The organism is Kribbella steppae (assembly GCF_004342025.1).
Classification (GTDB): Bacteria; Actinomycetota; Actinomycetes; order Propionibacteriales; family Kribbellaceae; genus Kribbella; species Kribbella steppae.
In genome coordinates, this window is sequence record NZ_SLWN01000007.1 from 234,080 (window position 1) to 247,617 (window position 13,538).

At 68.0% G+C, this 13,538-nt stretch carries 14 protein-coding genes and 1 tRNA gene; 7 read left to right on the forward strand and 8 right to left on the reverse strand.

Going from position 1 to position 13,538, the window contains the following annotated elements:
• Positions 1 to 2: 2 nt before the first annotated feature.
• The gene (locus EV652_RS21590) at positions 3 to 1,124 is read left to right on the forward strand and encodes an amidohydrolase family protein (protein WP_132210993.1); all 1,122 of its coding nucleotides are present in this window, start codon (positions 3 to 5) and stop codon (positions 1,122 to 1,124) included.
• On the opposite strand, the gene EV652_RS21595 is transcribed toward EV652_RS21590, so the two are convergent.
• The 6 genes from EV652_RS21595 to EV652_RS21620 form a co-directional block, all read right to left on the reverse strand.
• The gene (locus EV652_RS21595) at positions 1,115 to 1,453 is read right to left on the reverse strand and encodes a GroES family chaperonin (RefSeq protein WP_132210994.1); all 339 of its coding nucleotides are present in this window, start codon (positions 1,451 to 1,453) and stop codon (positions 1,115 to 1,117) included. The two genes, EV652_RS21590 and EV652_RS21595, sit on opposite strands and share 10 nt — an antisense overlap.
• Positions 1,450 to 1,716, reverse strand: a complete 267-nt coding sequence (locus tag EV652_RS21600; protein WP_132210995.1) for a DUF3618 domain-containing protein — start codon at positions 1,714 to 1,716, stop codon at positions 1,450 to 1,452. Before EV652_RS21600 ends, EV652_RS21595 begins: the two co-directional genes overlap by 4 nt.
• 92 nt (positions 1,717 to 1,808) lie before the next feature.
• Positions 1,809 to 2,852, reverse strand: coding sequence for a glucose 1-dehydrogenase (locus EV652_RS21605; protein ID WP_132210996.1), 1,044 nt, complete (start codon positions 2,850 to 2,852; stop codon positions 1,809 to 1,811).
• 47 nt (positions 2,853 to 2,899) lie between these two features.
• Entirely contained in the window at positions 2,900 to 3,742 is an 843-nt protein-coding gene (locus EV652_RS21610) for a transglutaminase family protein (protein WP_132210997.1), read from the reverse strand.
• Positions 3,739 to 4,683, reverse strand: a complete 945-nt coding sequence (locus tag EV652_RS21615; protein ID WP_132210998.1) for an alpha-E domain-containing protein — start codon at positions 4,681 to 4,683, stop codon at positions 3,739 to 3,741. The genes EV652_RS21610 and EV652_RS21615 overlap by 4 nt, the downstream gene beginning before the upstream one ends.
• 16 nt (positions 4,684 to 4,699) lie before the next feature.
• Positions 4,700 to 6,295, reverse strand: coding sequence for a circularly permuted type 2 ATP-grasp protein (locus tag EV652_RS21620; RefSeq protein WP_132210999.1), 1,596 nt, complete (start codon positions 6,293 to 6,295; stop codon positions 4,700 to 4,702).
• A gap of 102 nt (positions 6,296 to 6,397) precedes the next feature.
• Here EV652_RS21620 and bcp point away from each other — a divergent pair, with 102 nt between their 5' ends.
• The 3 genes from bcp to EV652_RS21635 all read left to right on the forward strand — a co-directional run bounded on the left by bcp (position 6,398) and on the right by EV652_RS21635 (position 8,981).
• Positions 6,398 to 6,865 (forward strand): thioredoxin-dependent thiol peroxidase, encoded by a 468-nt coding sequence (bcp, locus tag EV652_RS21625; protein ID WP_132211000.1) that lies wholly within the window; start codon positions 6,398 to 6,400, stop codon positions 6,863 to 6,865.
• 347 nt (positions 6,866 to 7,212) lie between these two features.
• Positions 7,213 to 8,853 (forward strand): substrate-binding domain-containing protein, encoded by a 1,641-nt coding sequence (locus EV652_RS21630; RefSeq protein WP_242001904.1) that lies wholly within the window; start codon positions 7,213 to 7,215, stop codon positions 8,851 to 8,853.
• A 47-nt stretch (positions 8,854 to 8,900) separates the two neighbouring features.
• A tRNA-Leu gene (locus tag EV652_RS21635) sits at positions 8,901 to 8,981 on the forward strand.
• 38 nt (positions 8,982 to 9,019) lie between these two features.
• On the opposite strand, the gene EV652_RS44100 is transcribed toward EV652_RS21635, so the two are convergent.
• Both EV652_RS44100 and EV652_RS21645 read right to left on the reverse strand, forming a co-directional pair.
• Complete coding sequence (locus EV652_RS44100; protein WP_158441215.1) at positions 9,020 to 9,853, reverse strand: SAM hydroxide adenosyltransferase; 834 nt, start codon at positions 9,851 to 9,853, stop codon at positions 9,020 to 9,022.
• A 167-nt stretch (positions 9,854 to 10,020) separates the two neighbouring features.
• Positions 10,021 to 11,193: a Gfo/Idh/MocA family protein gene (locus EV652_RS21645; RefSeq protein WP_132211002.1), complete on the reverse strand. Its 1,173-nt coding sequence runs from the start codon at positions 11,191 to 11,193 to the stop codon at positions 10,021 to 10,023.
• Positions 11,194 to 11,340: 147 nt separating this feature from the next.
• Here EV652_RS21645 and EV652_RS21650 point away from each other — a divergent pair, with 147 nt between their 5' ends.
• From EV652_RS21650 to rdgB, 3 genes are read left to right on the forward strand one after another with little or no spacing between them, the layout of a single operon-like run.
• Positions 11,341 to 12,168 carry an SGNH/GDSL hydrolase family protein gene (locus tag EV652_RS21650; protein WP_132211003.1) on the forward strand — a complete coding sequence of 276 codons (828 nt, stop codon included), beginning with the start codon at positions 11,341 to 11,343 and terminating at the stop codon, positions 12,166 to 12,168.
• 10 nt (positions 12,169 to 12,178) lie between these two features.
• Positions 12,179 to 12,895: a ribonuclease PH gene (gene rph / locus EV652_RS21655; RefSeq protein ID WP_132211004.1), complete on the forward strand. Its 717-nt coding sequence runs from the start codon at positions 12,179 to 12,181 to the stop codon at positions 12,893 to 12,895.
• A gap of 37 nt (positions 12,896 to 12,932) precedes the next feature.
• Positions 12,933 to 13,538 carry an RdgB/HAM1 family non-canonical purine NTP pyrophosphatase gene (gene rdgB, locus EV652_RS21660; RefSeq protein WP_132211005.1) on the forward strand — a complete coding sequence of 202 codons (606 nt, stop codon included), beginning with the start codon at positions 12,933 to 12,935 and terminating at the stop codon, positions 13,536 to 13,538.

The window sequence follows — 13,538 nt, forward strand, 5'->3', positions numbered from 1 at the left end:
CGATGCTCGGCGACCACATCGTGGGCCTGTCGCTGGTGGATCACCACATCCACGGCGCCATCATAGGTCCGCTGGACCGGGCCGGCTTCGAGCAGCTGATCACTGAGTCGGACCGGCCCGTCCCACCGTGGATGTCGACGTTCGACTCCCAGCTGGGCTTGGCGATCCGCCGGTACTGCGCACCGCTCTTAGGACTGGCTCCACACGCTTCAGCGGACGACTACCTGGCAGCACGTTCCCAGCTGGGTGAGGAGGCGGTGAACCGGCTCTTCCTCGGTGCAGCCGGAGTGAGCGACTACCTGGTGGATACCGGCTATCTGGGTGATGCAGTGACCGATGTCGACGAGCTGGCCAAGCTGAGTGGCTCCCGCGCGCATGAGGTGGTGCGACTGGAGTCCGAGCTGGAGTACGTCGCCTCACAGGAGTCCACCGTGACCGCCGTACCTGATGCGCTCGTACGGCGACTTGAGGAGCGGACTGCCGGGGCTGTCGGGCTGAAGAGCATCGTCGCGTATCGGCACGGGTTCGACTTCGACCCGGCTGAGCCGAGTGCGGCCGACGTACTCACTGCTCTGGATCGCTGGTACGCGTCGGGCGCTTCACGTGTCACGGACCCGGTGCTCCTGCGCTGGTTGCTGTGGACGGGTGCGCGACGTGGTCTGCCACTACAACTGCACGCCGGCTTCGGTGACCCAGACCTGCAGTTGCGCAAGGCTGACCCGCTGCTCCTGACTGAGTGGCTGCGTCTGGTCGAGCCGGTCGGCGCACAGGTGGTGTTGCTGCACTGCTACCCCTTCCACCGTGAGGCCGGGTACCTCGCACACGCCTTCCCACACGTCAGTTTCGACCTAGGCCTCACCACCATGTACGTCGGAGCGCGGGCGGCAGCTGTACTCGCGGAAGGACTGGAGCTCGCGCCGTTCGCCAAGGTGCTCTACTCCTCCGACGCGTGGGGACCTGCCGAGCTGCACTACCTCGGAGCCACAGTGTGGCGGCGTGCGGTCACGTCTGTGCTCAGCGGCTTCGTGGAGCAGGGTGACTGGTCCGCCGACGACGCTGCACGCGTGGCGACGCTGTGGGGTCGTGAGAACGCCGTGCGCCTCTACAACCTCGATCAGAGGTAGAGGCCGGTCTGGCCGTCCTCGAGACGGCCGGCCGCGACCGCGTGTAGGTCACGCTCGCGGAGCAGGATGTAGTCGTCGCCGCGGACCTCGACCTCGGCCCGGTCCTCCGGGTCGAACAGGACCCGGTCATCCACCTCGACCGTGCGCACGTTGGCGCCGACGGCAACCACCTTCGCCCAGGCGAGCCGGCGGCCCATCTGCGCGGTGGCGGGGATCAGGATGCCGGCCGAGGACTTCCGCTCCCCCTCCTGCTCGAGGGAGACCAGCACCCGGTCGTGCAGCATCCGGATCGGCAGTTTGTCGTCGGACAGCCGCTTGCGAGGAGTCACCGGCGACCCACCAGCCGACGGATCAGCAGCAGCACGGCGAGCACGCCGACCGCGGCACCGCCGACCGCGACGATCTTCTGCGTCCGCAACTGGCCGCGCTCGTCGAACACCTGCGCCTTGGCCTGCTCGACCTGCCGCTTCGCGACGTTCTTCGGGTGCGCCCGGTCGACCAGTTCGTCCACGGTCGAGGCCAGTCGCGCGCGGGTGGCGGCGATGTCCGCCTCGATCTGCTCGGGGGTCCGAGCCGCCCTCGTGTCCGACACCTGTCGACGCTCCCTTCGTTCCTGGGGGCTGCCCCGGACCACCCTCACTGGGTGGATGGCCGGGCCTGCCCTGCTGACTCCATCCTCGCAGGTCATGCCTGCAAGTCGACGACCACCTTGATGTCATCCGGTTCCCGGACCAATGCCTCGGGCCAGTCGGACAGCGGCACGGTCCGCGTGATCAGCCGCTCCAGCCAGCTCTTGTCGGCGGTCTGGAGGATATCGACCGCGTCGGCGTAGTGCCGTTTGGCCGCGTTCACCGAGCCCACCAAGGCGACGTTGCGGACGACCAGCTGGCGGGTCAGGGCATCCAGCTGTACGTCGATCGTCGCAGGGCCGGGCGAGATGCCGGTCAGGCACATGACACCAGCCGGTCCGAGTAGCTTGGCGCAGTCGAACACCACCTGCCCGGCCCCGGTCGCCTCGATCACCACGTCCGGCGTGACAGTCAGGTCTGTCAGGTCGGTGAGAAACGTCCCACCGAGTGCACTCACCAGCTCAGGCTTCGGTCCGTCCTTGGTCCGGTCCAGGACATGGACGTCGTACCCGCGCTGCGTCGCGATCAGAGCCGCGAGCAGACCGATCGGACCGGCCCCGGTGACGAGCACGTGCTCCGGTCCGAACCACGACCGCGACGCGACCCGGTCGACCTGCTCCCACGCCTTGGCGAGGATGCTGGCGGGCTCCACGAGCACACCGAGGTGGCCGAGCTGCGCTGGGACCGCTGCGGCGAAGTACGGATCGACTCGCCAGCGCTCGGCGCCGTACCCGTCCATCTCCTTGATGCCGCGCTCGGTGTACCGCCCGTTGCGGCAGAAGTCCCACTCACCGCGTGCACAGGCCGGACACGGCTCAGGGTCGGGCCTGCGGACCACACCGGCCACCAGGTCACCGGGACTGAAGCCGGAGCCGTCTGGCGCCTCCAGGACCCGTCCCAGCGACTCATGGCCGATCACGAGCTGGTCCGAGCCCGGCCTGCCGGTGCCGAACTGTCCGGAGACCAACTCGACGTCCGTGCCACAGATCCCGGTGAGCAGTCCCTCGACCAGGATCGAACCGTCTGTGATGGGCGGCTCGTCGACCTCCCCTACCGCGGCTGAGTCAGCTTTCCCCGTCGTCACTGTCATCGCCCGCATGGATCCACTCCATCCTGCGTCATCTGCGCACGCAAGTTGCCGCGCCCTCAGGCCAGGCGGGTCATGTCTACGGTGACCTCGATTGCGGTGGCCGCACCGCCGGAGTAGATGCCCTTCAGCGGGGACACATCGGCGTAGTCCCGGCCTGTGGCCACCCAGACGTGCCGGTGGCCGATCGGGAGGTCGTTGGTCGGGTCGAAGCCCCACCAGTCGCCGGTCCAGGTCTCTACCCAGGCGTGGCTCTCTCCCACGACTGTCTCGCCCACCGCGGCGTCGGGCTCGGTGTGGAGGTAGCCGGATACGTAGCGGGCGGGTACGCCGACCGCGCGCAGCATCGCGAGCGTGAGATGTGCGTAGTCCTGGCACACGCCCTCCCCCGCCTGCCAAGCGTCGATGGCGGACGAGTGCACTCCGGTGGTGCCGCGCTGGTACTTCAGTTTGCCGTGCACACACTTGGACACTGCCAGCACGGTCTCCTGCGGGGTAAGGCCCTTGCGCAACGATCGAGCTACCGCGGCCAGCTCACGATGCTTCGGCACGTAGGTGGTCCACTCGAGGTACTCGGCGTACCTGTCGAGCGACTCGGCCGACCGCACCTGCGCCCAGGTCGCGTCGACCGCCGGGGGCGGCTCCTCGGTCGTCTCGACCACAGACGCCGCCACGACCTTCAGCTCGGTGTGCGGGGTGTGCAAGTCGAAGGAGTTGACCTCGGTGCCCCAGTAGTCCACGTACTTGTAGGCCCTGGTGGCCGGCACTGTCTCGAGCCGGGCAACCATGAGGTTCTGCCGGTCGTCGCTGCGCGGTGTGAGCCGTGCTTCGTTGTAGGACTGGGTTACCGGTGTCGCATAGCGGTAGCCGGTTGTGTGCACTACCCGGAGACGCCACTTCACAGGTTCACCTCCGCGTTGTTCCACTCGATCCAGGGCACCGCGTGGAAGTACTGCCGTGACACGGCCTCGCCCACCTCACGCACTGTGGTCTGCAGCGCCTGCAGCCGGCCAGTGAGATCGTCCAGCAGCTCAGCCGGTCGCAGGAACTCCAGCTCGCTCCTCGCCTTCCCCAGCAGCCGTGAGGCCTCCGCACCCGCGCCGATCCTGGCAGACGGGCCGTGGTCGAGCGCTTCCAGGCAGGACTCGGCCTGCGTCAGTGCATGGAAGGCAGACCGTGGGAACAACCTGTCCAGCAGCAGGAACTGCACGACGCGCGAGGCGTCCAGTGCACCGCGATACGTCCGCAGGTATGTGTCATGAGCACCCGCAGAGCGCAGTACCGTCACCCACCCTGGCGAGGTCGGCTTGTCACCCACTCGGGACATCAGCAGTCGGACGATCATGTCCACCCGCTCCACTGACCGCCCCAGCACCAGGAACCGCCAGCCGTCGTCCCGACTCATCGTGGAGTCCGCCAGCCCGGCGAACATCGCCGCCCGGTCCTCCACGAAGGTGAAGAACTCGTGCGGCCCTACACGACGAGCAGCACGCTGCCGCTCGGGTACGGCGTTCCACATCGCGTTGATGCACTGCCACAGCTCGCTGGACACCACCTCACGCGCCACCCTGGTGTTCTCCCGGGCACTCTCGATCGAGGACACGATCGAGCCGGACTCCGGCGACATCGCGACCAGCTCCGTCAGCCCCCACACGTCCAGCTGGGTGCCGTCAGGTGGACTGATGCCGAGGACCGACAGCAGAGTGCGGCTCTCACCATCGGCGTCGACTGTGGCGTCCTCGAGCAGTTGGTGGACCGACACATCGAGGATCCGCGCGGTGTCATCCGCACGTTCGACGTACCGGCCGATCCAATACAGCGACTCGGCGTTGCGTGCGAGCATCGTCAGCACCTCCCCATCACTGTTGCTGCTGCTGTTGGGCGACGTTCAGTTCAGGACCGCGCTCCGGTGTCGACGCCTCGTCAGACTTGACCGCTGTCGCGCCGAGCCCGCGTCCACGCAGCTCGGCGTCATCGGAGGCTCTGGGCGCCAGCACCCAGGTGTCCTTGGACCCGCCGCCCTGCGACGAGTTGACGATCAGACTGCCCTCGGGAATCGCCACCCGGGTCAGTCCGCCCGGCAGCACGAACACGTCCTCGCCGTCGTTCACCGCGAACGGCCGCAGGTCCACATGCCTCGGCTGCAACCGCTCACCGACCTTGGTAGGCACAGTGGACAGCTGTACGACGGGCTGCGCGATCCAGCCCCGTGGATTGGTCCTGATCCGGCGACGCTGGGCCTGCAACTCCTTGGGCGAGGCATCCGGTCCGAAGACGATGCCGTAGCCACCTGAGCCCTCGACAGGCTTCGTGACGAGCTCGTCCAACCGGTCCAGCACCTCGGCCTGCTCAGTGGGCAACCAGCAGCGGTAGGTGTCCACGTTCGGCAGCAGTGGGGTCTCACCCAGGTAGTACTTGAGGATCTCCGGGAGATACGTATAGATCAGCTTGTCGTCGCCGACACCGTTGCCGATCGCGTTGGCGATGACCACGTTGCCGGCCCGTGCCGCGTTCGCCAGGCCGGCGACACCGAGCACGGAGTCCGGTACGAACTGCACCGGGTCCAGGAACTCGTCGTCGATCCGCCGGTAGATCACATCCACCCGCTGCTCGCCCTCGGTGGTCCGCAGGTAGATCACGTTGTTGCGGGCGAGCAGGTCACGCCCCTCGACCAGCTCCACACCCATCTGCCGCGCCAACAGTGAGTGCTCGAAGTACGCCGAGTTGTAGACACCTGGTGTGAGTACGACGACGTTCGGGTCGGTCGCACTCGGCGGAGCCGCGGCTCTGAGCGCTCTGAGCAGGTGGACCGCGTAGTCGCCGACCGCACGGACCCGGTGCTTGGCGAACAGGTCCGGGAACACCCTCGTCATCGTCCGGCGGTTCTCCATCACGTACGACACCCCGGACGGGCTGCGCAGGTTGTCCTCCAGCACCCGGAAGTCGCCCTGCTCGTCGCGGACCACGTCGATCCCGGCCACGTGGATCCGGACGCCGTTCGGCGGGGCGATGCCGGCCGCCTGCCGGTGGAAGTGCTCGCACGAGGTGATGAGTCGCCGCGGCAGTACGCCGTCCGCCACGATCTGCTGCGGACCGTAGATGTCGGCCAGGAACGCCTCCAGCGCCCGGACCCGCTGCACGATGCCGCGCTCCAGCCGGGACCACTCCGAGGCCGTGATCACCCGCGGCACCAGGTCCAACGGGAACGGCCGCTCCTGGCCGGACAGGCTGAACGTGATGCCCTGGTCGACCAGAGCCCGGTCCAGCGCCTCGGACCTGGTGGTGAGGTCCCCGGGCTGCAGTGGCCTGAGTGAGTCGTGCAGCCGCTTGTACGCCGTACGTACGCCGTCGACCGGGTCGAACATCTCGTCGTACGCCCCGGCGTGCGGGCGCCGCGGATCGAGGTACCCGTCGAACAACTGTGGGCCTGCGGGGCGGGAGGATGCGCGGCTCATCTGCGCATCTTCACCTAGGAACGCCGGCCTCGCACCCGGAACGCTCGGCAGTTTTCCCGCACGTAACATTGCGGACAGTCAAATCGAACCGTGGAGGGCCTGATGTCCGAACGTCTGTCCGTCGGCGACGCCGCACCCGATTTCACCCTCCCGGATGCCGACGGCAACGAGGTCGCGCTGAAGGACCTGCGCGGGAAGAACGTGATCGTCTACTTCTACCCGGCCGCGATGACGCCGGGCTGCACCAAGCAGGCGTGCGACTTCCGCGACTCGCTCGACTCCCTCCAGGCCGCCGGCTACACCGTCCTGGGCATCTCACCGGACAAGCCGGCGAAGCTGGCCAAGTTCCGCGACCGCGACGGCGTGACGTTCCCGCTGCTGAGCGACCCGGACAAAGAGGTGCTGACGGCGTACGCCGCGTTCGGCGAGAAGACGATGTACGGCAAGAAGGTCACCGGCGTGATCCGCTCCACCTTCGTCGTCGACCCGGACGGCAGGATCGCCGTCGCCCAGTACAACGTCAAGGCCACCGGCCACGTCGCCAAACTCCGCCGCGACCTCGGCCTCTGAGTGACAGGGATCCGGCGACCTTCCAGGACCGTCCGGCAGAGGGAAACCTTCGACCGTTTCATGCAGATGGTCCATGGAACGGTCGCTTGAGCAGAGGATCCAGTGTGATTTGGATCACACAGACATTTCACCACACCGCAGCCGGATCACTACCTTCTGTGATTTTTTGAGCGTTCCTGCGAAAGAGCCGTACTCCCAGGGCCGCCAGCGTTTCGTTGCAGTCCCTGGTCGGGTGTGTCTTGAACCACCTCGACCTTCGCCCTGACCAGCCGAAAGCGGGTAATCTGCGCCCGCAGTCAGCCTCTGGGAGGGAGGGACCTGCCGCGATGGGAAAACATTCCTCTGCGGTGACGCGAAGTAACAACAACCGCCGTTCGGTGTACATCACCGCGGTCGGGCTTCTGGTGATCTCGCTGGGCGCCGTGTTCGTCGTCCGGTCCTTCGGGTCCGAGGCGGGAGCCGACGGCTTCCTCGGCGGTGGCAGCCAGTCGTGCGACGACCCCACACAGGTGTCGCTCAGCACCACGCCCGAACTGCAGTCGTCACTGGAGTCGGCGGCCAAGTCGCTGGCCACCAAGGGCGGCGACGACGGAACTCCGTGTCTGCAGTTCACCATCAGCGCGGCTCCCTCGGCGAAGGTCGCCCAGGATCTCGCGGCCAACAGTGACAACCGTCCCGACCTGTGGATCCCGGACTCCTCGCTCTGGGTCGCCCAGGCCGACGACGGCCAGAACGTGCCGACCGTGGCCGTACAGTCCATCGCCTCCTCACCTCTGGTGCTGGTCGGACGGAACACCAACTTCGCCGACACCTCGTCCTGGCTGCGCGCGTTCGGCGCCGCCCAGCCGGCCCTGCTGGACCCGCTGAGCACGTCGCCAGGTGCACTCGCGCTGCTCGCGATCCAGTCGGAGCGGCAGCGGACGTCGGCATCCGACGGCCAGGTCGCCGGCGTGATCGTCCCGCTGGCGCAGCGGCTCGGCTCGATGGCCAAGCCGTACACCGACCCGACCGCCCTGTTCGGCCGTGCCGATCAGGACGGCAGCACGGTCGTCGTACCCGCGTCCGAGCAGAGCTTTGTGAAGTACCAGGAGGACCACCCGGACGCCCAGCTGAAGGCGAGGGTGCCGGCCACTGGCACCCTCTCGCTGGACTACCCGATCGTGGTCACCGCGAAGTCCGACGCCGAGCAGGCCGCCGAAGCCGCCAAGGTGCTCGCGGCCGAGCTGCTCACCGACGGCTCCAGCCAGGCTCGCGACGCGGCCGGCTTCCGGGACGCGCTGTTCAGCCCGCTGACCGCCGGTCGCGGCGTCGGCGACATCACGCAGCTGACCAAGCCGAACGGCGAGACGATCGACAAGACGCTGCTCAACTGGACCCGGCTGTCGCTGTCCACCCACTCGCTCGCGGTGATCGACATCTCCGGCTCCATGGGCGAGAAGGCCGGCACCAAGACCCGGATGCAGCTCACCGTCGAGGCGGCTACCGGCGGTCTGGCGCTGTTCCCGAACAGCGCGTCGCTCGGCCTGTGGACCTTCTCGACCAAGATCGGGAAGGACGGTGCCGACTACAAGGAGCTGGTCCCGATCGCGCCGCTGTCGGATCGGCAGCGCAAGAAGATCGTGGACAACCTGAAGATCCAGCACCCGGTCGTGGGCGGCGGCACAGGCCTGTACGACACAGCCATCGCCGCAGTCCGAGCGGTCCGGAACGACTACAACCCGGCGGCCGTCAATACCGTGCTGCTCTTCACCGACGGCCAGGGCAATCAGGACGACCCAGGCAGCCTGACCCTGGATCAGGCCATCCGGGCGTTGGAGGCCCTCCGCGACCCGGCTCGCCCGGTCCGGATCATCGCCCTCGGCTTCGGCCCCGACGCAAACGCCGACGAACTCCGCCGCCTCGTCGCAGCCACCGGCGGCCAGTCCTACGTCGCCCGCAACCCGGCCGACCTGCAGCAGGTCTTCATCGACGCCCTCCAGAGCCGCTGACCCAGGTCGCCTCCCCTAGGATGTCCCCCGGGGAGGCGACTCCCACAGCCTGAGTGGTGGAACGGCAGACACGCCGGCTTTAGGTGCCGGTGCCCCCGGGCGTGCGGGTTCAAATCCCGCCTCAGGCACCCGCTTCACATCCCACCTCTGAGATCCTCACCAGCGGTCAATCCACGGATCTACGCAGGGGTGCGTCACCCGGCTGCAGGTTGAAGTGGGTGGCGGCGGAGGCGCCGCGGATTACCAGTTCCAGGTACCCGGTGCCGGAGCTGCCGGGGATTAGGCCGGGGGCGTTCCGGGGGACGGCGGTGAGGTGGGGGTAGCAGGTGACGTTGGTCTGCTTGGTGGTGCCGTCGGCGGTGCGGTGGGTGACGGGGATGGATGCGCCGAGGGTGAAGCCGATGGCGGTGGGGTGGCAGTTGAGTTTGCAGTTGCCGAAGTTGTCGATGACCCTGACGGTCGGTGGCTCGTCCGGGGTCAGCGGTACGACGGTCGGCGTCGACGGGACCGGGCGGTCGTCGGCGATCCACTTGGCCAGCAGCGGGAGATACCAGAGGCTGCGGAACTGCGTGTCCGCGATCCTGTCCACCTCGGCGGGCTCGAGGTTCGTCCAGGATGCTGAGGCCAGGACCTCGCGAATGTCGGTGACGAACACCTTCTGTACGTCGAGTTCCCGGCGTACCAGCTCCAAGGCACGGGCGTTGAAAGTGCTGGCGACGAGGTGCTGGCCGTACCAGAAGTAGCAGAACGGTACGCCGTTGGGCCAAGCGCCGTCGCGAGGCGCGATGTTGAGCAAGGTGATGGTCGGATGACCATCCTCGCCGAGGGACTCCGTGGATCTCAGACAGTCCAGCAGAGTGAGGGCGGCGAAGGCCTCCGGATCAGGGCCGTCGGCGGCCACGATGGTGGGCGACTGTCCGAACAAGGCGCCGATGCGGGTGCTGAGCCGGGCCCGGGCGTTCCCGTCGGAACAGTCGGTGAGGTAGGTGATCGGGTACATGCGTGCTCCTGGAGATGTTTGCAGCTGGGACGAAAAGAGAGAGGCCCCCGACATCGGGGCCTCTCTCGCTGCAAGCGTCAGTGCGCGCGCGCCGCTAGAGTCCTCCGCATCGAGGGCTCAGCATTCGCATAGCGGCGTACCAGGTCACGATCGGGATGGTAGCACCCTCACCGAGCCTGGCCGTCGTCGAAATACGTGACCAATGCCGGGTCCAGGGGCGGGATGTCGATCGGGGTTCCGTTGTCGCGCAGGGATGTCGTCGCGGCGTACCCGGCGGCCACTGCGGCGCGCGCCGCGACCGGGGACGTGAGCGTCGCGCCACCGTCGCGGACGAAGCGAACGAACTCGTCGACCAGCACCGGGTCGGCGCCGCCGTGGTGGTCCGTGCTGCCCGGGATCTCGACCACCTGGTCGGCGTCCTCGCGGTAGCCCGAGCGGCGGCTGTTCCAGACCTTCACGACGCCGCCGGAGGTGTCGCCGAAGTTCTCCAGCCGCCCCTCCGTGCCGATCACCGTGTAGTTGCGCCAGTAGTCCGGCGTGTAGTGGCACTGCTGGTAGGTGACGTAGACCCCGTTGTCCAGCAGGAGATTCGCCATCGAGATGTCCTCGACGTCCATCACCGGCGCCATCCCCTTCTGCGACAGCGGCGGCCAGTTGTCCTGGGACACGAAGTCGGCGAAGCGCTGCTCGGAACGGTCGAGCCGGTCCTCGATCCCGCCGTACAGGGTGAGCGCGCCCATCGCGTTCACGCGCGTCGTGTACCCGCCGGCCAGCCAGTGCATCACATCGATGTCATGGGCACCTTTCTGCAACAGCAGGCTGGTGGTACGACGCCGATCGGCGTGCCAGTCCTTGAAGTAGAAGTCGCCGCCGTGACCGACGAAGTGCCGGCACCAGATCGCCTTCACCTCACCGATCGCGCCGGCCTGGATGAGTTCGCGCATCTTCAGGACGACGGGCATGTGCCGCATGTTGTGGCCGACGTACAGCCGCGCACCGCTGTCGTACGCGGCCTGCAGTACACGGTCGCAGCCGGAGGTGGTGATCGCGAGCGGCTTCTCCACGAACACCGACACACCAGCCCGGAGGAAGTCGATCGCCGGGTCCTCGTGCAGGTCGTCCGGCGTGGTCAGGAAGACCCCGTCGAGCTTCTGGTCGAGCAGCTCCGCGTGGTCGGCGTGGGTGGTGGCGTCCGGGTACAGCACCTGCGCCGCGTCTCGCTGGGCAGCGGCCGGGTCGGCGAGGGCGACGACCTCGGAACCTTCGCCGGGCCGGTGGGCATACTGCGCGATGCGGCTACGGGCACCGAGACCCACCACACCGAACCGAAGATCAGTCATATCCAGACATCTCCTGCACATAGTTGTTTGTAGCAGCCTAACTCCGCGCACTTCCGTCCTTCAATCACCCGTCCTCCCACTGGATTTGCCCCACTCGTCATCCGGCCATCACCGGCGGCTCGACCGGTGACGTCACCATGACGGAATGTGAGCCTCCACTACGTGGCACTGGGGGACTCGACCACCGTGGGTGTCGGGGACCCGATGAACGGCAGCAGTACGACCGACCTCTCCGGTGCCGGCGCGCGCCCGGGCGAAGGGTGGCGGGGCTGGGCCTCGCTGCTCGCCGACTCCCTGGCCAGTTCCCACCGTGTGACGTTTTCCAACTTCGCGACCAGCGGCGCCACCGCACCGGTCGTCGCGACCGAGCAACTGCCCGAGACCGGTACCGGTCCGATCGACATCGCCTCACTCATCGTCGGGGTCAACGACACCCTGCGCTCCACCTTCGACCCCGGCCGGATCCGCGACTGCCTGCAGCTCTGCGCCGAGCAGTTGACCACTCGCGGCGCAATGCTGCTCACCGTCCGGTTCCACGACCACGGCCAGGTGTTCGGCCTGCCCTCGTGGCTGCGCCGACCGCTGTGGCAGCGGATCGAGCAGGTCAATCTCGCGTACGACGACCTGCACGCGAAGTACGGCGGGATCCGGCTGGACATGGCCGACTACCCGGAGGTGTACCGCAGGGATTTCTGGAGCGTCGACCGGCTCCACCCGGGTGAACGTGGTCACCGGCGGTTGGCCCGGGGGTTCGCCGACGAACTGGCTCGTCGCGGGCTGCAGATCGACGTACCGCCGGAATTGGACTGTGCATCCACGCCGCCGAGTAAGTGGGCGGACACGGTCTGGTTGGTCCGCGAGGGGGTCCCGTGGCTCGGTCGGCGGGCCGGAGACCTGACGCCGTGGGCCGCCCGGATGGCGGTCAGTCAGCTCAGGCCGGCGACCAATGCGGAGGTCCAGAGCGTCGAGGCATAGGGTCTGAGGCATGGCTCGTATCGATGGACGTACGTCGGATCAGCTTCGACCGGTGACCCTGACCCGGAAGTGGCTCGACCATGCCGAGGGCTCGGTGCTCGTCGAGTTCGGCCGCACCCGGGTGCTGTGTGCCGCGAGTGTGACCGAGGGCGTGCCGCGGTGGCGGAAGGGCTCCGGGCTCGGCTGGGTCAGCGCGGAGTACGCGATGCTGCCGCGGTCGACGAACACCCGCTCGGACCGCGAGTCGGTGAAGGGCCGGATCGGCGGCCGGACGCACGAGATCTCCCGGCTGATCGGGCGGTCGCTGCGGGCCGTGATCGACTACAAGGCGCTCGGCGAGAACACCATCCTGCTGGACTGCGACGTACTGCAGGCCGACGGTGGCACCCGGACCGCCGCGATCACCGGCGCGTACGTCGCCCTCGCGGACGCCGTGTCGTACCTGCGCGACCGCAAGCTGCTGAAGAGCGAGCCGCTGACCGGCTCGGTGGCCGCGGTATCGGTCGGCATCATCGACGGCGGCCCGATGCTCGACCTCTGCTACGAGGAGGACGTCCGGGCCGAGACCGACATGAACCTGGTGATGACCGGCGACGGCAGGTTCATCGAAGTGCAGGGCACCGCCGAGGGCGCGCCGTTCGACCGCGCCGAGCTGGACAGCCTGCTGGAGATCGGTTCGGCGGGCTGCGCGGAGCTGACGAAGCTGCAGCAGGAGGCGCTGGCGTGACTGTGTTGAATGCCGCGCCTCCGGCGCGGGGGGCCCGATGACCCGGGTCCTGCTGGCGTCGAACAACAAGAAGAAGCTCGAGGAACTGCGGCGCATCCTGACCCCGATCGTGCCCGGAATCGAGGTGCTCGGGCTGGGCGACGTACCGCCGTACCAGGAGCCGCCCGAGACCGAGCCGACGTTCGAGGGCAACGCGCTGCTGAAGGCGCACGCGGCGATGGTGGCGACCGGGCTGCCGTCGATCGCGGACGACAGCGGGATCTGCGTGGACGCGCTGAACGGGATGCCCGGTGTGCTGTCGGCGCGCTGGTCCGGCCCGGCGAAGGACAACCACGCGAACAACCTGCTGCTGCTCGGGCAGTTGGAAGACGTACCGGACGAGCGGCGCGGCGCGTCGTTCGTCGCGGCCGTCGCGTTCGTCCGGCCCGATGCCGAGGACGAGATCGTGATCGGCGAGATGCGCGGCTCGGTCATCCGCGAACTGCGCGGCACCGGCGGTTTCGGGTACGACGTCCTGTTCGCCGCCGAGGGCTACGACCGGACGACGGCGGAACTGTCGATCGAGGAGAAGGACGCGATCAGCCACCGGGGCAAGGCGTTGCGCGCGCTCGCCCCGATCGTCGCGAAGGCGCTGGGAGAGTAG